15 protein-coding genes are annotated in these 22756 nt (G+C 68.3%); 3 read left to right on the forward strand and 12 right to left on the reverse strand.

The annotated features are described in order from the left end of the window. Nucleotides 1-16: 16 nt before the first annotated feature. The 10 genes from addA to ubiE all read right to left on the reverse strand — a co-directional run bounded on the left by addA (nt 17) and on the right by ubiE (nt 17455). Complete coding sequence (gene addA / locus ACQR13_RS02780) at nt 17-3490, reverse strand: double-strand break repair helicase AddA (RefSeq protein WP_434862561.1); 3474 nt, start codon at nt 3488-3490, stop codon at nt 17-19. Then, nucleotides 3484-6630 (reverse strand): double-strand break repair protein AddB, encoded by a 3147-nt coding sequence (gene addB / locus ACQR13_RS02785; protein WP_315716897.1) that lies wholly within the window; start codon nt 6628-6630, stop codon nt 3484-3486. The genes addA and addB overlap by 7 nt, the downstream gene beginning before the upstream one ends. A gap of 898 nt (nt 6631-7528) precedes the next feature. After that, nucleotides 7529-8251: a nucleotidyltransferase family protein gene (locus ACQR13_RS02790; protein ID WP_315716898.1), complete on the reverse strand. Its 723-nt coding sequence runs from the start codon at nt 8249-8251 to the stop codon at nt 7529-7531. Between the two features lie 151 nt (nt 8252-8402). Continuing rightward, complete coding sequence (locus ACQR13_RS02795) at nt 8403-8708, reverse strand: PilZ domain-containing protein (protein WP_315716899.1); 306 nt, start codon at nt 8706-8708, stop codon at nt 8403-8405. Between the two features lie 184 nt (nt 8709-8892). Beyond that, nucleotides 8893-10422 carry a tRNA (adenosine(37)-N6)-threonylcarbamoyltransferase complex ATPase subunit type 1 TsaE gene (gene tsaE, locus ACQR13_RS02800; RefSeq protein ID WP_434862562.1) on the reverse strand — a complete coding sequence of 510 codons (1530 nt, stop codon included), beginning with the start codon at nt 10420-10422 and terminating at the stop codon, nt 8893-8895. Next, the gene (locus tag ACQR13_RS02805) at nt 10419-12926 is read right to left on the reverse strand and encodes a PAS-domain containing protein (RefSeq protein WP_434862563.1); all 2508 of its coding nucleotides are present in this window, start codon (nt 12924-12926) and stop codon (nt 10419-10421) included. Before ACQR13_RS02805 ends, tsaE begins: the two co-directional genes overlap by 4 nt. 186 nt (nt 12927-13112) lie before the next feature. Further along, nucleotides 13113-13571 carry a dUTP diphosphatase gene (dut, locus tag ACQR13_RS02810; protein ID WP_315751765.1) on the reverse strand — a complete coding sequence of 153 codons (459 nt, stop codon included), beginning with the start codon at nt 13569-13571 and terminating at the stop codon, nt 13113-13115. Next, on the reverse strand, nt 13568-14995 hold the full coding sequence (gene coaBC, locus ACQR13_RS02815) for a bifunctional phosphopantothenoylcysteine decarboxylase/phosphopantothenate--cysteine ligase CoaBC (protein WP_434842492.1): 1428 nt from the start codon (nt 14993-14995) through the stop codon (nt 13568-13570). The genes dut and coaBC overlap by 4 nt, the downstream gene beginning before the upstream one ends. A 127-nt stretch (nt 14996-15122) precedes the next feature. Next, nucleotides 15123-16697: a 2-polyprenylphenol 6-hydroxylase gene (gene ubiB / locus ACQR13_RS02820; protein ID WP_316166363.1), complete on the reverse strand. Its 1575-nt coding sequence runs from the start codon at nt 16695-16697 to the stop codon at nt 15123-15125. Then, nucleotides 16694-17455 (reverse strand): bifunctional demethylmenaquinone methyltransferase/2-methoxy-6-polyprenyl-1,4-benzoquinol methylase UbiE, encoded by a 762-nt coding sequence (gene ubiE, locus ACQR13_RS02825; protein WP_434862564.1) that lies wholly within the window; start codon nt 17453-17455, stop codon nt 16694-16696. The genes ubiB and ubiE overlap by 4 nt, the downstream gene beginning before the upstream one ends. 105 nt (nt 17456-17560) lie before the next feature. Here ubiE and mutM point away from each other — a divergent pair, with 105 nt between their 5' ends. Both mutM and ACQR13_RS02835 read left to right on the forward strand, forming a co-directional pair. Next, nucleotides 17561-18442 (forward strand): bifunctional DNA-formamidopyrimidine glycosylase/DNA-(apurinic or apyrimidinic site) lyase, encoded by an 882-nt coding sequence (mutM, locus tag ACQR13_RS02830; RefSeq protein WP_434862565.1) that lies wholly within the window; start codon nt 17561-17563, stop codon nt 18440-18442. Between the two features lie 78 nt (nt 18443-18520). Next, the gene (locus ACQR13_RS02835; RefSeq protein WP_315825656.1) at nt 18521-19003 is read left to right on the forward strand and encodes a Crp/Fnr family transcriptional regulator; all 483 of its coding nucleotides are present in this window, start codon (nt 18521-18523) and stop codon (nt 19001-19003) included. A 122-nt stretch (nt 19004-19125) separates the two neighbouring features. Here ACQR13_RS02835 and ACQR13_RS02840 read toward each other — a convergent pair whose 3' ends face one another. Together ACQR13_RS02840 and ACQR13_RS02845 are read right to left on the reverse strand one after the other, a co-directional pair. Next, nucleotides 19126-19929 carry a ParA family protein gene (locus tag ACQR13_RS02840; protein WP_315751768.1) on the reverse strand — a complete coding sequence of 268 codons (804 nt, stop codon included), beginning with the start codon at nt 19927-19929 and terminating at the stop codon, nt 19126-19128. 451 nt (nt 19930-20380) lie between these two features. Continuing rightward, nucleotides 20381-21739: a peptidoglycan-binding protein gene (locus tag ACQR13_RS02845; protein WP_315751769.1), complete on the reverse strand. Its 1359-nt coding sequence runs from the start codon at nt 21737-21739 to the stop codon at nt 20381-20383. 153 nt (nt 21740-21892) lie between these two features. Here ACQR13_RS02845 and ACQR13_RS02850 point away from each other — a divergent pair, with 153 nt between their 5' ends. Then, nucleotides 21893-22696: a HesA/MoeB/ThiF family protein gene (locus ACQR13_RS02850; RefSeq protein ID WP_315751770.1), complete on the forward strand. Its 804-nt coding sequence runs from the start codon at nt 21893-21895 to the stop codon at nt 22694-22696. Nucleotides 22697-22756 lie beyond the last annotated feature (60 nt).

The following is a 22756-nucleotide window of genomic DNA, read 5'->3' on the forward strand; positions in this document are numbered from 1 at the left end:
GGTCAAGCGGGCTCGCTCAGACGTGCTGGGATGGCAGCATGGCGTCCAGCGCGGAGGCCGGAAGCTCCATGAATTCAGCGGCTTCGGTCCAGAGCAGCGCGGCGCGGACGTTTCGTCCGGGGTACAATTGGCCAAGCACGGCGCGGTACAGCGCGAGCTGCCGGACATAGGCCGGGGGCACGTCGGCGAGTCCCGAGGGCGGCTGCTGGTTGGTCTTGAAGTCGACGATCAGCACCTCGGTCCCGGTGACCACCAGGCGGTCGATCTGGCCGGAGACCAGTGCCGGAGGCTGGCCGGCCAGTGCGAGGCGGCCCACGATCGAGACTTCCGCCCGGCTCCCGGCCGCGAACACCGCGGCAAAGCGCGGGTCTTCGACCACGGCGAGCACCCGTTCCGCAAGCCCCACGCGCTCGTCCTCCGGCCAGTCGGCGGCGTTGCGAATCAAATATCGCAGCGCGGCATCACGCCGCCGCTCCGGCGCCACGTCGGGCAGCGACTGCAGCAGGCGATGCACCAGCGTGCCGCGCTGCATCGCGAGGCTGCGCGCCGCCAGCGATTCGCCCGTGCGCACCGGCCGCTCGTCGGCGGATGGATCGGACGGCCGGAGCACAGCGACCTCGCCGGGCGCCTCCACCGCCGCCGTGCGCAGCCACGCCGGCAGTTCGACGGCCGTCTCGACCATGGGCCGCGTTTTGTCAGCAGCGGTTTCCGCGATGTCCTCGGCCCGCGCATAGCGCTTGACCGGCCCGTCCTCGGTTTCGATCACCTCGACCTGCAGGCCGGCGGCGTCCAATCCGCGCGCCATCAGATCGTACCAGCTGCCGCCGCGGACGTTGTTCATGTTGCCCGGCATGCAGCCGCCGATGATCAGCCGATCCGCGGCGCGGGTCATCGCGACATAGAGCAGCCGGCGATACTCGTCCTCGGTCTCCTTGAGCATCGCCACGCGTGCCGCCGCGACGGGCTGCGGATCGTCGGCCTTGCGCCCGGCCCAGACCACGATCTCTTGCTCGCCATGCGGCACGTGGATCAGCCGCAGCCGCTGCGAATCCGCCGGCGACGAGGTGGTGTCGACCAGGAAGACGACGGACGCCTCGAGGCCCTTGGCGCCATGCACGGTCATCACCCTGATCTCGTCGCGCGAGATCTCCATGTCGCGCTTCACCTCGGTGTCAGCGGCGCGCAGCCAGGCGACGAAGCCCTGCAGCGAGGCCGGCGCCTTGCGCTCGTAGGACAGCGCGAGCTCGAGGAACTCGTCGAGCGCATCATTGGCCTCGTGGCCGAGCCGCGCCAGGATGCGGCGCCGGCCGCCATCGCCGCCGAGCAGCCAGGCATAGAAGGCGAATGGCGTGTCCTCCGCGGCGCGGCGCTCGCATTGTTGCAAGCGCCGTACGACCGCCTGCAGCCGCGCCTCGTCAGCGGCGTGCGCCGTCAGTGCGTCGCGTAGCGAGCCGCGACGCTGCCACGCCAGCTTGAACAGATCGTCGTCGTCGAGCCCGAACAGCGGGCTCTTCAGCGCGGTCGCCAGCGCCAGATCGTCCTGCGGCAGCAGCAGCGCGTCGGCGAGGTTCATCAGGTCGATGATCGCGATGTGCTCGGTCAGCTTCAGCCGGTCGGCGCCGGCGACGGGGATGCCGGCGTGCTTGAGCGCCTGGATGACAGCATCGAAGGCGTTGCCGCGCCGGCGCACCAGGATCAGCATGTCGCCATAGCTCAGCCGCCGCCGCGCGCCGTCATGGCCCGTCATCGTGCCCGTCTGGATCAGCCGCTTGATCTCTGCCTGGATGCGCCTGGAAAGCTTCACCTCGGGGCTGGTGACGGAGACGCCGTCGAACGGCGCGCGCCAGCCCTCGATCTCCTTGCGGTCGTCGCGTTCGCACAGGCTCCAGAGCTCGACCATGCTCGGTCCGGCATCGGTCAGCGCGTTGTGGATGGGGTGGCCGATGTCAGGCGAGTGAATGCTGCTGTAGACGTCGCGCTCGCGGAACACGTGGTCGACCGCGTGCAGCACCGTCGGGCCCGAGCGGAACGAATAGGTGAACGACACCGGATCGAACAGCAGCCCGGCATCGGTGAAGCGCTTCTGCAACTGACGCCTGCGCGCATCGAACTCGTGCGGGTCGGCGCCCTGGAACGAGAAGATTGACTGCTTCTCGTCGCCCACCGCGAAGATCGTGCGCGTGAGTCCGTCGCGCGCCCCGGCGCCGGCGGTGAACTCCTCGATGATATGGGCGACGATGTCCCATTGCCGTGGGCTCGTGTCCTGCGCCTCGTCGATCAGCACGTGGTCGACGCCGCGGTCGAGCTTGTAGTGCACCCAGCCGGCGGAGACGCGGTTCAGCATCGCCAGCGTCTTGTCGATCAGGTCGTCGTAGTCGAGCAGGCCGCGCTCTTCTTTTTCGCGGCGATAGTTCGCGGCGGCGGCGGTCGCGATCTGCAACAGCGCCTCGGTGCGATCGCGCACGACCGCCGCGCGGCGCTTTTCGATCAGGCGATCGAGCCGGCGCGCCTCCGATTCGAAGAGGCCGGCGATGCCGGGATTGGCGTCGGCGAACTTCTTGGTGAGCAGGGACTTCCGCGGCTCCTTGTCCTCGGTCAAGAATACGCGGAGATATTCATCGACCTGATCGGCGCCCGAGAACGCCAGTGCGGCGCGGAGTTGCTCCGCCTGCTTCTGGTCGGTCTTGGCGCCGCCGTCGAGCCGCGCGGCGATATCGGCCCAATCCCTCAGTGGCAGATTGGGGCCGTCGACGATGTCGCGCTCGATGGCTTCCAGCGTCTCGCCGGCGCTGATGCCGAGCACCTCGCCGAGATGTTGCGCGGCAACCTCGACGCGGCCGGCGCCATCGGTCCAGGCCATGAAGTGATCGCGGCTCAGACAGGCCTCGCGGACGACGTCCTTGAAGGTCGAATCCGCCGCATTGGCCATCGCCACCTGCAGCGCGCGGCCGACCGCGCTGTCGGGCGCGCGGGCGGCGTCGAGCAGCACCTTGAGATTGGCGCGCTCCATCATCTCGGTCTGATCGCGCTCGTCGAGCACCGAGAACCGCGCCGGCACGTTGGCCTCGAACGGGAACTGCTGCAGCAGCCGCGTGCACAGCGCGTGAATGGTCTGCACCTTCAGTCCGCCCGGCGTCTCCAGCGCGCTGGCGAACAGTTTTCGCGCCGAGGCCCGCAGCTTCTTGTCGGGATTGGGAATGCCGGTGGACTGGATCGCGCTGTCAAGCGCGTCGTCGTCGAGCGTCACCCAATGGCCGAGCGTCGAGAACACGCGCTCGGCCATATTGGCGGCCGCGGCCTTGGTGAAGGTGATGCAGAGGATCTTCTCCGGCGGCACGCCGTCGAGCAGCAGCCGGATCACGCGCTGGACCAGCACATGCGTCTTGCCCGAGCCGGCATTGGCCGACACGAACGCGGAGGCAGCCGGGTTCGATGCGCGCGTCTGCGCCTCGCGCACGGCCTGCGGAATGGGGCGGGGCACCTTCACCATTCCTCCACCCCCAGGCCGCCGGCCGCCGACCATTCCTTGATACGGGCGAGATCGTCATAGCTACCGTAGCGGTTCGCCCACATCGACAGGTTCAGCGAGGTGTAGCCTTGATTGACGTCCTCGAAGCTGCGGATCAATGCCTCGAGCTTTTCGCGCGCCTCCTGCGCGGCCTGGTCCGGATGTTGCGGCGGGTCGCTCTTGTTGATCTTCAGCTCGAGAATGCGCTCTTCGCCCGGCGGGTTGTTGCCGGACAAGCGGACATAGACGAGCTGGCTGATCAGGCTGCCGGCGGGAATGCCGTCGAAGCCGCCTTCGCGCAGGATCGCGGCTTCGAGTGTGAGCTGCGGCGACAGCCCCATGCGCACCTGCTTGGCCGTCGGCGGCTGGCCAGTCTTGTAGTCGAGAATGGCGTAGGTGCCCTCGGCACGCTGTTCGATGCGGTCGGCGCGCGCCGACAGGATGAAGGTGCGGCCCTGATCCAAGGGAATGCCGATCTCGCCGCGGATCTCCGCGGTGATCGCGCCGATCTGCGCGCGCCGCGCGGTCTCCCACGCCGCGAACCAGCCGGCGATGCGCTGGAAACGCGGCCACCACAGCGCCCGCGCCTCGGGCCGCTCCATCAGCGGCGCAAAGTGCTTCTCGCCGATCACGCGCAGCGCATGCGCCGGATGCAGCGGCAGGGCATCAGCATAGGTCTGCGTGAATTCGCCGATCGCCTCGTGGATTGCCGAGCCGCGATCGGCGGCCGACAGCGGCATGTCGACGGGATCGAGCGGATCGAGCCGCAGGATGTAGCGCGCGAAGATGGTGTAGGGATCGCGCAGCCAGTCCTCGATGGCGGTCACCGACATGCGCAGCGGCCGCGCTGCCAGCGGCGGCTTCGGCGCCGGCTGTTCGACCGGCTTCACCGCGGCGGGCTGGTCGAGCACCTCGGCATAGCGGACGTAAGTCTCGCCGCGCGCGGTCGCCGCCTTCCAGCGCTCGGCGCCGGCGACGGCTTCGAGACGGTGCAGGAAGCGCGAGGCCACGGCCGGCGCGCCGCCCGACTTTGCGGCGTGCGTCAGGATCACCTCGGGCGCGCCCAGCAGTTGTGCGAAATCGTGTGCCGATAGTCCGATGCGGCGCTCGGGCAGGTCGAGGCCGAGCTGATGCCGCATCGGGCGGCTGAGCCAGGGATCGATGCGCGGCGCCGGCGGCCATATGCCCTCGATCAGGCCGCCGACGATCATGCGGTCGGCCTGCATCAGCCGCGCTTCGAGCGGACCGTAGATCTGCAGCTGCGCACCGTGGCGCTCGGGGCGGCGCACCGCGCGATCGGAGAAGGCGGTATGGAACAGGTCCGGATAGTCCGACAGCGGCGCCATCAGGCCGCAGCGCTCGCCGGACGCGAGCAGGTCGTCGAAGCAGCGCGCCAGCGCCGCGCCGTCGCGATCGGTGAACGCGGTGCTGAGACCGACATCGTCTGTCGAGAGTGCGATCAACACCTCACGATGCCGCGCGGCGAGCTCGGCGAAATCCTGCGGGCGCGGCGAGGCTAGGTTTTCCAGCGGCGCCAGGGCCGTCTGCAATTGCGCGATCAGCGCGCCGGCGCGGTCGAGCTGTTCGGGACTGAGACGCGCGCGCGGCTCGGCCTTGTGCAGCGATGATGCTTCGCCCTGGTGCAGCTTGGTGTGCTCGTCGCGGAAGCGCGCGAAGTCGCGCGCGAGCCCGCTGCTTCCGGCTTGTGGCCGCGTGCCGCGCAGCACCGCGAGCTCCAGCGTCTCGATGGCACTCTTCCAGCCATTCGCGGCGCGGCCGAGCCGGCACAGCGGATGCTTGAGCAGCGCCAGCAAAGTCGGCGGCTCCAGTCCGCGCGCGGCGGCTTCGGCGGCGAGGCGCGCGAAGATGCCGGCCGGCGTCTCCAACAGCGCGTCACCGCCGGAATCGTCAAACGTCAGGTGCCAGCGCGTCAGCGCCGCCATCACGCGGCGCGCCAGCGCGCGGTCCGGCGTCACCAGCGCAGCGGACTTGCCGAGATGGCGCGCCTCGCGCATCGCGATGGCGATCGCCAGCGCCTCCATTTCGGGGTTGGGCGCGGCGACGACGGCGAGATTGTCCATCGCTTCGGCAATGTTGGCGGCGATGTCGAACTGGCGCAGGCGCTCGTGCCAGACAGCGGTGGCTTCCGACGGCCGCATCGCTTCTGAGATCAGCACCTCGCGGCCGCCACGGCCGGGTGGTGCGAGGCGGATCACGTCGCGCCGCTCCAGGCCGAAGCGCTTGAGCAGCAGGTGCATGGCATATTGCGGATGATTGACCGCGGGCGGCGTCAAGACGCGGCCGGCGCGGTCCTTGGCACCGCCGATCGAATTCCACGCGGCTTCGTCGAGATCGGTGTCGAGCCCAGGCAGCACCACCGCGCCATGCGGCAGCTTGGCGACGGCGAGCAGGAATTTTGCCGTCGCCGGCATCGAGCCGGTGGAGCCTGCGGCAATGACGGGACCATCGGGATGCGCCGACAGCCGCGCCGCTTCGGCCGCGATCAGCAGATCGCGCCGCGCCGCCGGCTCGATGCGTTCGATCTCCTGCAGATAGGCCGGCCACGCCGTCCGCGCGATGCGCAGGAACTCGAGCGAATACTGCCAGTATTTGTCGAGCTGATCCGGCACCAGCGCATCGAGCGCATCCCAGGACACGCCGCGCGTCACCATGTCGTCGATCAGCCGCGCGAGGTCGCCGGCCAGCGCAAGCGTCGAGGCGGGCCCGCCGATCACGAGCGGCGCCGACACCGGCGTCTTGGCCCAGGCCGCGACCAGCCGCGCCAAGGTCAGCCGGCGCTGCAGGTCGTCGAGCCGTTCCGGAATCTCCAGCGGCGCCGGCCCGAGGAACGCGTCGCGGTCCTCCGCGAAGGCGAGCTCGTCCTCGTCGATGTCGCCGAGCGCGACCAGGCGCGGCAGCACCGCGGCATCGGTCTTCAGCTCGTCGAGGAACATCTCGCGCGCCACCCGCAGGGAGCGCCGCGTCGGCAGATACAGCGTCGCGGTCGCGAGCCGGGCGGGATCGCTGCGTGCCTCGAAGCCGTCGACCAGCCGGCCGTCGACCAGCGCGGCGATCACGCTGCGCAGGAACGGCGCCGAGATGGGAACGGTGAAGACGCGCATGGCCTGAGATTCGGGTTGCTGTGCCGTCTATATAGGGAGCGATCGGGCGGAGGTCATATCCGGGGTGTGGACGGGTGTTGATAGGTGCGTGGCCTTTGTCGCGGGCTCAGAGCGCGCCGCGCGGATGAGCCCGGCTGGACCCATTCACCCCCGCCGTCATCGCCCGCTTTCGCCGGACGACTGAGTCTGGAAAGCCAAGCTGCCCACCCGCTCGCAATGACGGGGACGCCCAGCATCGTCCTCCATTGTGGGTACAGATCTCGCGCCGGAGACAAACCCCTGTGCCCTCGCGACGCCATCGCGCCCGAGTGATGCAAATCGTTCGCCCTCATCCGAAGCAAGGGCGCAGGGAAGGCCGGGCCTCGGCTGAGGCCCGTGGCCCCCGTGCGTGAAAGAGTGCACGGGGCAGGAACCACAGGTTCAGCCGGAACGACCCGGCCTTCCCTGCGCGACGGTGTTACGGCTTATACGTCCTCTCCTCGGTGTGCCGGCTTGTAGCCACCGTCGCCCGCGCGCGGCGTCAGCAGCGGCGCGAGCTTGGCATCAGCATCGGGATGCCGGGACCTTACGATTTCGCCGTCCTGCCCGAACCGTTCGTCCGCGCACCCGAAAGCACGCTGCAATCCTGACAGGCCATCGCATCCCGCGCTCAACGTCCGTGACGACCGCGATACGCCCCTCGCAACGAGGCGGGATGCGCATGAGAGAACATGAATTCTGTAAAAGCGAAAGAAGAATCTTGTGCGCGTCGGACGCGACGAGCGGGATCGGGTTGAATGTGCGGACGAAAATCGTTTCTCGACGCAGATGATTTGAGTGATCCCAGCGCAGGGTCGGCGCCGACGAGGTGGAGCAAATCGCGCAACGCGCCGACCTGATTCGCCCGTCGGGCAGTCCGCTACGCCGCACTCTCCATCAGAGCCTCTTCCGCTTCCGCCACCGCGGCTGGCGTGCCGACATGCATCCAGACGCCTTCGAGGCGGAGGCCGAACAGGCGGTCCTGCTCGTTCGCCTTGTCGAACATCTTCGTCAGCGAGAACTCGCCGTTCGGCGCGCCGTCGAAGATCGACGGCGAGATGATCGCGGCGCCCGCGTAGACGAACGGCACCACCTGATGCTCCCGCCGCTTGCGCAAGGTACCGTCGGCGAGCATCGCGTAGTCGCCTTGACCCGCGTAGCCGATCGAGGTCGCGGTCGGCGCCATCAGCAGCATGATGTCCATGCGCTCCGGATCGAACGCGTCGGCGAGCCGGGACAGGTTCTGGCGCACGCCCTCGATCCACATCGTGTCGGAGTTGACGTGGAAGAACGGCTCGTGGCCGAGCAGCGGCAGCGCCTTGACGACGCCGCCGCCGGTGCCGAGCACCTGGTCGCGCTCGTCGGAGATGATCACGCGGGGCGTGCTGCGCGCGGCCGTGTGCGCGATGATCTGGTCGGCGAGATAGTGGACATTGACGACGGCTTCGGTGACGCCGGCCTCGGCGAGGCGGTCGAGCACATGGTCGAGCAGCGGGCGACCGGCGACGCGCACCAGCGGTTTGGGCATCGTCTCCGTCAGTGGGCGCATGCGCAATCCGAGACCGGCGGCGAGGACCATGGCTTTGTGCGGCTTGACGGGCATCTTCAGGGCATCTCGATCAACGGTGGCATGTGCGAATCATACCACGCAAAAACATCTATCGTCTCGGCCGGTTGCGATAGCCCGGGCCGATGACGAATATGCGACGGCTGCCCGGCCATCGTGAATGCAAGATGCCGCAGTCGTGGCTCGGTCAGGCTTCGGCCGCGGCGCGCTTGTTGGTCTTCTTCTTGCCTTGCTTCAGGAAGGTGACGCCGATCTGGTCGCCATTGACCCAGGCCAGCTCGCAGCGCCGGTAGGCCAAGCCGGTCGACGACAACAGCAGGAAGAACTCCTTCAGGTGCAGGCCTTCGACCGAGCCCTCGACCGTCAGCTTCGCCCCGGTCTCCGAGACGTCCTCGATGGTGCAGTTGCGCCGCCAGGTGCCGTCGATGCCCATCATGAAAGCCGGGATGCCGCGCTCGAAGACGACGCGTTCGCCCTTCATCCGCTCTGCCATCGCAACCTCCATTCACGCGCGGCGCGCAACCGGCGCCACGGGCGCAAGGTAAAGGGGGATGGCTAAGAACCGGTAAAGCCACGGAGGTGCGCGGTTTTGGCGCGTTCTCTCTCCACGGCGGCGATCGGCTCCCCTCCCCGCAAGGGGGAGGGGGAGCGCACCGGTGGTGCTGCGAGACGCTGCCTTAAGCCACCCCTGCCGGTGGCGGCACGTTGGCCGCGTACCAGTCGCGGACTGGGTCGAGCGCCGCGTGCGCCAGCGACCGGTGGAGATAGTCCCAGATGCGAGGCTGGTGCTTGAGGTACTGCGGCTTGCCGTCGCGGCGGTTGAGGCGGGCGAAGGTACCCAGCAGGCGGGTGTTGCGCTGGGCCGACATGACCGCGTAGTGGGCGCTGAATGCGTCGGCGTCGAAGTCCGTCGACGCCGCTTGGCGTGCGGCGATGTAGCGCTCTCGGAGCGCCCGCTCGAGCTCTGCCGGCACGTCGATCCGGGCGTCCTGCGCCAGCGAGACCACGTCGTAGGCCGGCGGTCCCATCACCGCGTCCTGGAAGTCGATCACGCCCACGCGGGCGATGCCTTCGCGCGCGGGCAGCCAGAGCAGGTTGGGCGAGTGGTAGTCGCGGATCACCCAGGTCGGCTTAGATGCGAGCGGCGCCTCCAGCAACTCGCGCCATATTTCCAGGAATTCGGCGCGCCGCACCTGCGACAGCTCCACGCCACGGTCGGGCAGGTACCATTCGAGCATCAGGCCGATCTCGATCAGCATGGCTTCGACGTCGAAGGTCGGGACCTCGTAGGTCACCTGCGGCGCCAGCGGCAGCACCGAGGGGACGTCCTGCGCGTGCAGCGCGGCCAACAGATCGGTCGCGGCCTCGTAGCGCTCCACGACCGGTCGTGGCGGGTCGCCCTCGATCACGCCCTCGCGTCCGAGATCCTCGGTGATGAGAAAGCCGTGGCCGAGATCGGCGTCGTTGATCTTCGGCGCCGAGATGCCGCGCCCGCGCAAGGCGGCGGCGATCGCGACGAATGGGCGGACGTCCTCGGCGAGATGCACGGCGCCGCTATAGGGCTTGCCGTTGTAGATCGCCGGGCCGTCGGGCCGCTTCGGCGAGTTCATCAGGATGGAGACGCGCTCGCCCTTGTGGAGCCGCGCATAGGAGCGGGTCGAGGCATCGCCGGCCATGCGCTCGCGGCGCGATTTGGCGTGCCCGGCCTCGGCGAGGAATTCGCGCAAGGCTTTCAGCCGTGCAACCACCGCGGCCGCCTTGCCGCCGCCGGTGATCTCGGCGCTGCGGGCGGTGTCGCCCTGCGATGGATCGTGGCGCAGCGCGATGTCGACGCGATCCAGCGGGAGAGTGCCGCCGGCGCGCTCCGGCCATTCGATCAGCACGACGGTCGCCTCCGGCAGCGGCGACAGGCCGATCTCCTCGAGCTCCGATGCGTCGCTGATGCGATAGAGATCGGCATGCACCAGCGGGAAGCTCGGCAGGTCGTAGCTCTGCGCCAGAGTGAAGGTCGGACTCGGCACCTCCAGCTCGTCGTCGCCGGCGAGATAGCGGATCATCGCCCGCGCCGCCGCCGTCTTGCCGGCGCCGAGATCGCCCGTGAGCGTGATCAGTGCACCCGGGCCGATCAGCAGCGCGAGATCGGCCATCAGGGCGGCGGTGGCGGTCTCATCCGCCAGCGTGGTGGTGAATGTCAGCTGGTCCGTCATTCCGCGGCGTTGCGTTGCGCGACGTGGTCGGTCGGGAAGTCACAGGTGACCGTGGTGCCCTTGCCGACCACCGAATCCATCCGCACCCTGCCGCCATGCAGCTCGACGAAGGAGCGCACCAGCGACAGTCCGAGGCCGGCGCCGCGATGGCGCGAGCCCTGCGAATGGCTCTCGAACCATTCGAACACCTTGTCCTTCACCTCGGGCGGAATGCCGGGGCCGGAATCGGTGACCGCGAAGATGACGCTGTGGTCGGTGCGGCGGGCGCTGACGACGACGCTCGAATCCGGCGGCGAGAAGCCGACGGCATTGGCGAGCAGATTGTAGAGCACCTGCACGACGCGGCGCTCGTCGCCGACGAAGGAGCCGACGTCGGGGTCCACCGCGATCGTCAATCGGATGCGATCCGTGGCAAGCCGGTCCTGCACGCCCTCGGCGGCGGCCTCGATCGCCTTGGCGGCGTCGACCGGCCCGAGCTCGAGCTTCATGGCGCCGGCATCGATGGTGGCGAGGTCGAGAATGTTGTTGGTCAGCGCCAGCAGCGCGTTGGTGGATTTGGTGACGTAGTCGAGATACTCGGCCTGCTTCGGCGTCAGCGGCCCGGTCGACGGATCGGACAGGAAATGCGCGAAGCCGATGATCGTCGTCAGCGGCGCGCGCAGCTCGTAGGACACGTGGTGGACGAAGTCGATCTTCATCTGGCCGGCGGCTTCGAGCGCCTCGTTGCTCTCGCGCAGGGCTCGCTCGACATTCTCGGTGTCGGTGATGTCCTGGAAGGTCAGCATGGTCGCGCCGTCGGGCAGCGGGCGGCTCATGCAGTCGAGCACGCTGCCGTCCTTGCGCTCGAGTTTTAGCGCAACGTCGAGCCGGTTCTCGATCGACGTGATCGCCTCGCGGATGGTGCGCCAGGCGACCGCATCGTCATAGAGCTGATGGCACCAGGATTCCACGGTGTCGATATGCGGATGCTCGCGCAGCTGATCCGGCGACAGCCGCCACATCTTGGCGAAGGCCGGATTGAACAGCTCGACCCGGCCGTTCGAGCCGAACACCGCGACGCCCTCGGCAAGGCTGTCGAGGGTCTCGCGCTGGACCCGGATCAAGCCGTCGAAGCGGCGGGCAAGCGCGAAGCTCTCGGTGACGTCGTCGAACAGATAGGTGACGCCGCCTTCCGGGTTCGGCGTGGTGACGACCGACAGCGCGCGGCCGTCGGGCAGGAACCAGGTGTCCTTGGCGGCCTCGACGGCGCGATAGGCCTCGTGAAGCTTGGCCTTCCAGGCCCGGAAGTCGGCCTGCTCGGGCAACTTGCGCGCGGCGCGAAGACGGTCGAGCACCGACGAGTCATCCGGCTGGCTGTCCAGGAAGGCGGGATCGAGACGCCACAGCCGGCGATAGGAGTCGTTGTAGAAGGCGAGCCGGCGCTGGCCGTCGAACACGGCTACGCCCGAGGACAACTGATCGAGCGTGCGCCGGTGTGCTTCCCGCATCCGCACCACGGCCGCATCCAGCGCCGCCGCCTCGCTGGCGTCGATGGCGACGCCGGCGCTGCCGTTTCCCAGCAAGAAGGCGCGCACGTCGTACATGCGGCGCTCGCCGCCGGTCACGATCGGCAGCCGGCCCTCGAAACGGCCGTTGGTGGCGAGCGCGCGCTGCAGATCGATACGGTCGGCCGAGTCGAGCAGCTCGATGTTGCGGCCGATCGCGTCCGGCACGTCGCGGGCATCGGCGGCACGGGCATAGGCGGTGTTGACGTAAGCGAGGGCGCCATTGGCGTGCCGTGCCCAGATCGGCCACGGCAGCGCCGCTGCCAGCGCGCGCAGCGACTCCGTCTCCTCGCCGAGCGCCTTGAAGCGGAGCTGCGTCTCGGCGAGCTCGCGGCGCAGACCGGACAATTCGCGGATGCGCACGATGGCCTGGCCGCCGATGGCGCGGCCCATCGCCTCGATGGCATGGCCGTGCGAGGTGGTGAGATTGAGCATGAAGCCCTCGCCCGCCTCGCGCAGCGCGTCGACGGCGCGGTCGAGCTGCAGCGCGGGCTCCGGCGGCAGCCAGGTTCCGAAGGCGAGAATGCGCTGCGGCTGATCCTGCGGTACCAGCATCGAGGTGTCGCCGGAGATCTGCGGGCGGTGGCCGCCGGCCGGCCAGGCGATCAGGATCTGCGGCTCGGCGAACAGCAGCGCACGGTAGCGATCGGCCTGCAATTGCAGCCCGGCGACGTCGGCGCGCAGCCGCGCTTCCTTCCGGCCGGCCGCCAGACGCGTGCGCACCAGCGCGACCGCGGCGACGACGGAGAAGCCGAGCAGCGCCAGCATCGCCGTGACCTCGGCGATATCAGGACGGCTCAGCTCGAACAGCGTCGTGATCGCATCCGGCGGCACGCCATCGCCTGCGAAGCCCGGTGTCGCCGGCGCAAGCGCAGTCGCAGCGAGACCCATCAGGCCCTTGCGCGCAAGTGACGTGCACGACAGCAGCGTCTGACGCATCACCACGATCACGCCCGACATATTTGCCCCAAACCGCACGAAGTTCCGGGCGCCGATCGCGTCGACCGCGCCGTCTCACGAATCAATCAACCATAACCGCTTCGGGACTCCAGCGGTAAGAGTCCAGACCGTGAACGATGGTTGCGCCTGAGGAAAATGCGTCCGCCGATCGACTCTTTCGAGTCGGAACAGTGGCCAGCCCGTAGTTCAACGGCCCGTCGAGCCGAAGCCGCCGCTGCCGCGCGCGGTCGTCGTCAAGGTTGTCGCGAGGCTGAGCTCGGCGCGCGCGACGGCGGCGATCACCATCTGCGCGATGCGCTCGCCGCGGCGGATCGTAAACGGTTCCTTGCCGTGGTTGATCAGCAGCACGCAGATCTCGCCGCGGTAGTCCGCGTCCACTGTGCCCGGTGAGTTCAGCACTGTGACGCCGTGCCGCGCAGCGAGCCCCGAACGCGGCCGCACCTGGGCCTCGTAGCCGTCGGGCAGCGCGATCGACAGTCCCGTTGGCACCATCGCATGGCTGCCTGACGCAAGGACGAGCGGCGCATCGGGCGGAACCGCGGCGAGCAGATCGAGCCCCGCGGCATGTGCGGTCTGATAGGCCGGCAGCGGCAGGCCCTCGCCATGCGGCAGGATCTGCACGTCGATCGCGATCGTCTGTGTCACGCAACGGGTCCCATGGTTCTGGCGATCTCGGCGACGAGCGCAGTCGCGACCTCGTCCTTGGTCATGATCGGCCAGGACGCGACATGGACGCCATCGGCGTCCTTCGTCAAGAGATGTACGGTGTTGCGGTCGCCGCCCATCACACCGGTCGCGGGCGAGACGTCGTTGGCGACGATCCAGTCGCAGCCCTTGCGGGCGAACTTTGCCTTCGCGTTGTCGATCAGGTGCTCGGTCTCGGCGGCGAAGCCGATGACGAGACCAGGCCGCTTCTCCTTCAGCTTCGAGATCGTGGCGAGGATGTCGGGGTTCTCGACCAGCGTCAGCGGCGGGATCGCCTTGTCCGTCTTCTTCAGCTTCTGGCCGCCCTCATTGGCGACGCGCCAGTCGGCCACCGCCGCGGCGAAGATCGCGACGTCGGCGGGCAGCTCGGCCTCGACGGCGTCGAGCATCTGCCGCGCCGATTCGACGTGGGTGACGCTGACGCCCCTGGGGTCGGCAAGCTCCACCGGTCCTGCGATCAGCCGCACGTCGGCGCCGGCGGCCTGCGCGGCGGCGGCGATCGCAAAGCCCTGCTTGCCGGAGGAGCGGTTGGCGATGTAGCGCACCGGGTCGATCGGCTCGTGGGTCGGGCCCGCGGTGATCAGTACGCGGCGGCCGGCGAGCGGGCGCGGCACAGGCGGCTTGAGCATGGCGACGACGGCGTCCGCAATCTCGGTCGGCTCGGCCATGCGGCCGACACCGGCCTCGCCCTTCTCCGCCATCTCGCCGGCGTTCGGCCCGATCATCTGGACGCCGTCGCGCTGCAGGGTCGCGGCGTTGCGGCGCGTCGCCGGATTGCTCCACATCATCGGGTTCATCGCCGGCGCCAGCAGGATCGGCCGGCTCGCCGCGAGCAGGATGGCGCTGGCGAGGTCGTCGGCGGCGCCGTGCGCCATCTTCGACATCAGGTCGGCGGTCGCCGGTGCCACCACGATGAGATCGCAGTCGCGCGCGAGCCGGATGTGGCCGACGTCGAACTCGCTGCGCGCGTCGAAAAGATCGGTGAAGACACGATCTCCCGACAGCGCCGATGCGGCGAGCTCGGTCACGAATTGCGTCGCCGCCTTGGTCAGCACGCAGCGGACGTGGATGTGGCGCTCCTTGAGCCGCCGGATCAGGTCGAGCGATTTGTAGGCGGCGATGCCGCCGCCGATGATCAGGGTGACGCGAGCCTCGCGCGCCTGGCCGGGCTGGGGGACGAGCGGAGCGGACAGGTTGGCTGGAGCAGGCGGCGCCATCGGCGGCTCGGATGGATCGGCGGGCTCGATCAGCGCGCGCAGGATGACCCGGACTTCCTCTTCGACGGAGCGCCCGTTCTGCGCCGAGCGCAGTCGCAGATAAGTCTTGAGAGAGTCGTCCAGCTTGCGGATGGTCAGGCTCGCCATGACCGCCTCCCCAGCATTGCCCTTGTGAAGGCAATGCTAGCAGAAAATGACAGCAGTGCAATCAGAGGAAGGTGGGCAAAGCGGCCGCCATGGGCGGCGGCCCTGCGCCTTTGCCCAGGCTGCGAGTCTAAAGCCTGAGCACCGCGAACAGAATGCCGATGAAGGTCAGCGCGATGACCCATAGCGCGATGGCGCGCCAGCGGCTCTTCTTGCCTTCGGTGCGGCCCATGGCGGCGATGGTTTCCGGCGACAGGCGCAGGCCGTCGCGGGTCATGGTCTCCATGTGCTCCAGCACGGCGGCGGCGCGGGCGGCGAGCACGGGCAGGGTCGCGCTGAGCCGGACCAGGTCGCCGACGCCGGACACGGCGCCTTCGATGCGGCCGAGCGGGCCGAGATTACGCTCGATCCATTCGCGCACCACGGGATCGGCGACCTTCCAGATGTCGAGCTTGGGATCGAAGCCGCGCGCGACGCCCTCGACCACCACCATGGTCTTCTGCAGCAGGATCAGCTCCGGCCGGGTGCGCATGTCGAACAGGCCGGTGACCTCGAGCAGCAGGGTCAGCAGCTTGGCCATCGAGATTTCTTCGGCCGTGCGGTTGTGGATCGGCTCGCCGATGGCGCGGATGGCCTGTGCGAAATTCTCCACCGAATGATGCGGCGGCACGTAGCCGGCCTCGAAATGCACTTCGGCGACGCGGCGATAGTCGCGGGTGATGAAGCCGAGCAGGATCTCGGCGAGGAAGCGCCGCTCCTTCATGCCGAGCCGGCCCATGATGCCGAAATCCACCGCGACCAGCCGTCCCTGCTGGTCCAGGAACAGGTTGCCCGGGTGCATGTCGGCGTGGAAGAAGCCGTCGCGCAGCGCGTGGCGGAGAAAGCTCTGGATCACCTTGCGGCCGACGTCGGGCAGATCGACATTGGCCGCCGCGAGCCGGGCGTGATCGTTCAGCGCGATGCCGTCGATCCACTCCATCGTCAGCACGGTGTTGGCGGTGCGATCCCAGTCGACCGTGGGTACGCGGAAGTCCGGATCGTCCTTGATGTTCTCCGCCATCTCGGAGAGCGCAGCGGCCTCCAGGCGAAGGTCCATCTCCATCGCGACCGAGCGCGACATCGTGTTGATGACCTCGACCAGCCGCAGCCGCCGCGCCTCCGACGAATGCGCCTCGGCCTTTTCGGCGACGAAGAAGAAATCGGAGAGGTCGCGGCGGAAGCGCGAGGCGACGTTCGGCCGAAGCACCTTCACCGCGACTGGACGACGAATGCCGTCGCGCTCGACCTCGCCGCGATGCACCTGCGCGATCGAGGCGGCGGCGACCGGAGGACCGAGATGCGTGAACAGCTGGCTGATCGGGCGCTCGAGCGCGGTGGCGATGACCGCCTCGGCCTCGGCCTGCGGGAATGGCGGCAGCCGGTCCTGCAGCGATTCGAGGTCGCGCGCCATGATGACGCCGACGACGTCGGGCCGCGTCGCCAGGAACTGGCCGAGCTTGAGATAGGCCGGGCCCATCCGCTCCAGCGCCCGCGACAATCTTGGCCCGGACTTGGCGCCGGGGCGCTCGACGAGGCGCGCCAGCTTCAGCGCGAGCTGGCCCGGCGGCGGCGCCAGGCTCGGATCGACGGCGCCGAACACGCCCTCGCGCGCGAACACGAAGGCGGCCCGGGCGAGCCGCGTAATGTGGGTGAGTGCGGAGATCACAAACGCCAGCCGGAATGAAGCGCGACGATGCCGCCGGAGAGGGTCTGCCAGGACACGCGGGAGAAGCCGGCCGCCGAGATCATCTCGGCGAAGGCGCTGGGGCGCGGAAACTGGCGGATCGATTCGACGAGGTAGCGGTAGGACTCGGCATCGCCGGTGACGGCGCGGCCGAGCTGCGGAATGACATTGAAGGAGAACAGGTCGTAGAGCTTGTCGAGCCCTGGCATCTCGACGGTGGAGAACTCCAGGCACAGGAAGCGGCCGCCATGCTTGAGCACGCGGAAGGCCTCGGCGAGCGCGAGCTCGATCTGCGGCACGTTGCGGATGCCGAAGGCGATCGTATAGGCGTCAAAGGAGCGGTCGGGAAAAGCGAGCTTTTCGGCATTGCCCTCGACGAACGAGACCTTGTCGTCGAGATATTGCTTCAGCGCCCGCTGGCGCCCGACCTCGAGCATGTCGCTGTTGATGTCGCACACGGTGGCATGGAAGCCGGCGCCGGCCTTCCTGGCGGCGCGGAAGGAGATGTCGCCGGTGCCGCCGGCCACGTCGAGCAGCGCAAACGGCGCATCGCTCTTCGGCGGGTTCAGCGTGTTGATCATGATGTCCTTCCAGACGCGGTGCAGTCCGCCCGACATCAGGTCGTTCATCAGGTCGTAGCGCGACGCCACGCTGTGAAACACGTCGTTCACCAGCGTCTGCTTCTCGCCCAGAGGCACGTCCCTGAAGCCGAAATGAGTGGTTTGGTCCGGCTGATCCATCACCCTTACTCCGATACGGCACCATAGCGCTGATGCGGCCAAGGCGCTATCACGTCAGTCGGACAAGGTGAATGGTCGCGGATGCAAAAGGTGAAATGAGCCGGCATGCCTGAGCTGCCCGAAGTCGAGACCGTCCGGCGCGGGCTGCAGCCCGTCATGGAAGACGCCGTCATCGTCAAGGCCGAGGCCCGGCGCGGCGATCTCAGGTTTCCGTTCCAGCCCGATTTTGCGAAGCGCCTGCAGGGCCAGACCGTCAGGGGTCTCGGCCGGCGTGCCAAATATCTGCTGGCCGACCTCGGCTCCGGCGACGTGCTGCTGATGCATCTGGGCATGTCCGGCTCGTTCCGGGTGATCAAGCAGGAGCACGAGGAGACGCCGGGCGAGTTTCACTATCCGCGCGGCAAGGACAGCGTGCACGACCATGTCGTGTTTCACATGTCGTCCGGCGCCGACATCGTGTTCAACGATCCGCGCCGCTTCGGCTTCATGAAGATCATCGGCCGCGGCGAGATCGAGACCGAGCCGCACCTGAAGGATCTCGGGCCCGAGCCGCTCGGCAACGAATTCGATGCCGCCATGCTGGCGCGCGCCTGTGCCGGCAAGAAGACCAGCCTCAAGGCGGCGCTGCTCGACCAGCGCGTCGTCGCCGGCCTCGGCAACATCTATGTCTGCGAGGCGCTGTTCCGCGCCCATCTGTCGCCGCGACGGCTGGCGGCAACGCTGGCAACGAAGAAGGGCGAGCCCACGGATCACGCCAGGCGTCTGGTGGAAGCGATCCACGCCGTGCTCAACGAGGCCATCCGCGCCGGCGGCTCGTCGCTGCGCGATCACCGCCAGACATCAGGCGAACTCGGCTATTTCCAGCACTCGTTCCAGGTCTATGACCGCGAGGGCGAGCCGTGCCGGACGGATGGCTGCGAGGGCGTGGTGAAGCGTTTCGTGCAGAACGGGCGGTCGACGTTCTGGTGCCCGAAGTGCCAGAAGTGATGCAGCGGCCGACGAGCCGGCATGGCCGGCTTGCCCCAGTCTGCTTGTGACGGACGGGGGTGGGGGTATACTGCCGCCATGGCTGTCAGCTCGCCCGATCTGAAAGCATTCCTGCTCGCGACGCCGTTCTTCGGCGGCCTGCCCAATGCGAGCCTCGATCTGCTGGTCTCGATGCTGGTCGCGCGTGAGTTCGAGAGCGGCGCCGTGGTCGTCGCCGAAGGCGAGGCGGGTCGTTCGATGTTCGTCGTGCACAGCGGCACGCTGGAGGTGAGCGAGCGCCTGGAGACGGGCGTTGCGATCCATATGTCGCGTCTCGAGCCCGGCGATTTCTTCGGCGAGATGACCCTGCTCGACATGCAGAACAGATCGGCCACCGTCGTCGCGGAAGCGCCGACCGTATTGTACGAGCTGACGGCGCAAAAGCTGTATGCCTTCTACAAGGCTGACATCCACGCCTATGTGATCGTGCTGCAGAACATCAATCGCGAGCTATGCCGCCGCCTGCGTCGCGCCGATGCGCGGATCAAGCAGCTGGAGATGCGCGAGGCTGGAGAGCGCTAGGCCCGGTTGGATTCGGTGGACTCGATCCCGCGGTCGGTGATGTTTCCCTCGCTCCGCTTGCGGGGCGAGGGAGCGCACCGCATTTGCGGTAGCTCGTATCCGATGACGACCACAGCCCGCCTTTACAGCCCCGCCTTCCAGTTGATGCCATTGTCGGCCCAGGTCGGGTAGGCCCGCGTCACCGGCAGCTTCGCTTCCTCGGCGGGCGGCGTCAGCATGATCGGGAATTCGACCTCGGCGTGCTCGCTCGCGTCCTTCAGCTCGCCAGCGTCATGCATGACGTGGTCGCCGGCGAGCTTGCCCGCGGTCCAGCGCCACAGGCTGCGAATCTCCTGCGCCGACTTGCCGGCCGCATCGAATTCGCTGACGCCGAGACCGGCGGCGAGCGCGTCCTGGTGGTCGTTGCGCATCATGATGAAGGGCTGCGCCAGCACTTCTGCGATGTCGCGCGGCGCGTCGGCGTCGAGTGCAGTCGTCGCATCGGTGACGCGATGGCCGCCGCGGATCGGGGCCTGGTTGAGCACGAAGGCAAACGGCTTGCGCCAGGCGCGCACGACGCTCAAGGTCGGTGCCGTCGCTTCGATGTCGGCGACGCTCGGACGCGCCGGAATGAGGCACAGATCGCAGTGGCGGATCGCGGCCGTTGTGGATGCCGTGATGCCGGCCCCGGTGTCGATCACGCAGAGGGTGACGCCGTCGCGGGCCAGCGCTTCGAGGCGAGGCTCGATCGTCTTGGCATCGTAGACGGCTTCGACGATCGGCTCGCTCGCGGCGCGGCGCGCCTGCCATTTGGTCAGCGTGCCCTGACGGTCGGTCTCGATCACGCGCACCTTGTGGCCGGCCTGCTGGGCCGCCACGGCCAGACCAATCGCCAGCGTGCTCTTGCCGCTGCCGCCCTTCTGCGTGGCCAAAACGATCGTGTACATCGGGAGACAGTCCTTCGGATGTTGACGGAACTTATGAGAACGCCAAAGCTGAGCGCATCGCGATCGCGGTGCAGAGCTATTCTCGCTCAGGACAGTCCCGGCCCGATCCAACTCATGAAGAGCGATCGCGGTGGTCCGAATCAGCACGCCGACAAAACTGTTCGAACTATTTCACGCTCGGCCTGTGCCTGCACAGACCGGTTGACTACGGCGGGAGCCGTTCCGAGTTGATAGCAAGGTGCTAGGAAGTTGAGTGGCAGCGAGCCGCGGGCGAGCGATCGGCATCGCCGAGCATCATCCCATGCAGTCGCGATGCTGCACGTCCGATCCCCGCCGGCCGCCGTTGGGCCCTTAATTTTTTCTAAAACGACATGCTTAACATTGCGTAAACGCCGCCGCGCCGCAGGGCGCGGCGGCATGATCGCGATGCCGGACCGGTTTGGCGCAGGCGCTACTTCCGCACGCAGATCACGCGCACCGTCGCCGCCTTGGCGTCGAGCGAGGTTCCGTCGGGCTTGACGCCATGCGTGGCGAGAAAGGCGCGCGTCGCATCGGCGCTGACCATCACGACCTGCGTCGATGGGATCAGCGCCGTGCCGGCGAGGACGCCGGGCTTGAGCAAGGTGACACCGGCGAACTTGCCGTCGCCGTCGAGCGCCGCCGCTCCGGAAAAGCCGAGCCCGGGCGCCGGCGCCAGCGAGGCGTCGCCGGCGCCATTGCCGGCGAGCTGCGCCTTGACGGTGCTGATCGCGGCACCGCCGCCCTGGCTCTGCGGATCGGCGATGCCGACGATGTCGACCGACGATTTCGCACTGCCGCCCGACAGCGCCAGCGGCTTCAGGCCGCGCGCGCCGTAGATGCGCAGCAGCGCCAGGCCGCGCTCCTTGTCCTCGGCCACGCGCTCGGCATGGCCGAAACCGGGAATGGTGATCGCCACGCAGGCATCGGTCACCTCGCGATCGGCGATGATGGCGCCGTCCTGGGTAGCGATGATGCCGGTGCCGTAATCGACGCGGCGCCGTGGCGCGGGCTGCGCGGCCAATGTCGACGGAAACGCGGTGAAAGCGCTCGACATCGCGATCACGACCGGCTCGACCGTGTTCTCGGTGGCCTGATCGTAGAGGATGGTCAGGATACGCACCTCGTCGCCCCGAAAGGTGCCGCGGATGTAGAACTTCTTCAGGTTCTGCAGGCCCGAGAGCACGAAGAAGTCGGGCTTCACCACGCTGTAGTCGACGGTGCGGCCGGGCTCCTTCTTCTCGCGGTCGGCGAGCGCCGCGGTGGTCGGGTTCGCCTCCTTGCGGCGTGACAGCACGACCTGCACGGTGCCGGTGGGCGAGGTCCATTTCGAGCCGGTGCCGTCGCTGGTCTGTTGCGGCACCAGCTTTGCGGGAATGCCGAGCCGTGCGCCGCTGACCGGCTCGGTCACGAGCTTCCAGCCGACGCCCTCCTGCTTGCGGCGCGCGGTGTCGGCGAGCACGGCGCGCTCCTGCGGGTTCAGCACGCCGGTCGGCTTGCCGCCGACGAGCTTCTGGTATTCCTTGATCGCGTTGACCATGCGCTCGCTGACGTCGCCGGTGATCGCGCCATTGTACTGGCCGACCCAGGCGAGATCGGATTGCAGCGCGAGCCGCTCGGCCTGGCTCATCGCATTGGCGGTGTCGGCGGGAGCCTGCACGCCCGGGCGCGCCGGCTGGGTCGCGACGGGCTTGGGCTTGGCGCCCGGCGACGCGCCCTGCGGCGTCTGTGCCTGCGCCGACGCGCATGCGGCGATCCCGCAGATGAAGGTTGCCGTGGCCAGCCGTCTCATGACAAATCCCGATGCTCTTGCCGCGCCGCTAAATAAGCACATCTGCTTGGTCGGTCACAATCCGGCGAGGGTTCAGTGCGGAGATCCGCCGTCTTCGCCATGGGCCGGCAATGGGCTGACAGCGGTGCGGCAGCGGAAGGGCGTGGTGGAACGATGCTGAGCGACGAAGAAGTGGAGCGCTATGCCCGTCACATCGTGCTGCGCGATGTCGGTGGTCCCGGTCAGGCGGCGCTGAAGCGCGCTGCGGTGCTGGTGGTCGGCGCAGGCGGCCTCGGCGCACCGGCGCTGATGTATCTCGCCGCGGCTGGCGTCGGCACGATCGGCGTGGTCGACGACGACGTCGTGTCGCTGTCGAATCTGCAGCGCCAGGTCATCCATGCGACCCCCGACATCGGCAGACCCAAAGTCGAGAGCGCTGCCGAGCGCATCAACGCGCTCAATCCGCATGTGAGCGTCATGGCGCATCGGACCTGGCTCAATGCCGACAACGCCCTCGATCTGATCGGCGCTTATGATCTCGTGCTCGACGGCTCCGACAATTTCGACACCCGCTATCTCGTCTCCGATGCCTGCTTTCTGGCCGAGAAGCCGCTGATCACCGGCGCGCTCGGCACCTTCGATGCGTCGCTGACGACGATCCGCGCGCATGAGCGGAATGAGAAGGGCCAGTTTAATCCGACCTATCGCTGCCTGTTCCCCGAGCCGCCGCCGCCCGGCACGGTGCCCGCCTGCGCCGAAGCCGGCGTCATGGGTGCGCTCGCCGGCATGCTCGGCTCGATGATGGCGCTGGAGGCGATCCGCGAGATCGTCGGCTTCGGCGAGGGGCTGGTGGGACGGCTCTTGATGCTGGATGCGCGCACGATGCGGTTCGAGACCCTGCGCTATGGGCGCGATCCGACGAATCCGCTGAACGGTGATGGACCTGTCATTGCGGACTTGAGCGCGCATCGGAAGTGACGGCCGCTTGAGTCGAGAGGCGCGCCACAAATTCACTGTCGTCCCGGACAAGCCCGGCGA

Origin of the sequence: Bradyrhizobium sp. HKCCYLRH3059 (assembly GCF_051168035.1) — a bacterium.
Classification (GTDB): domain Bacteria; phylum Pseudomonadota; class Alphaproteobacteria; order Rhizobiales; family Xanthobacteraceae; genus Bradyrhizobium.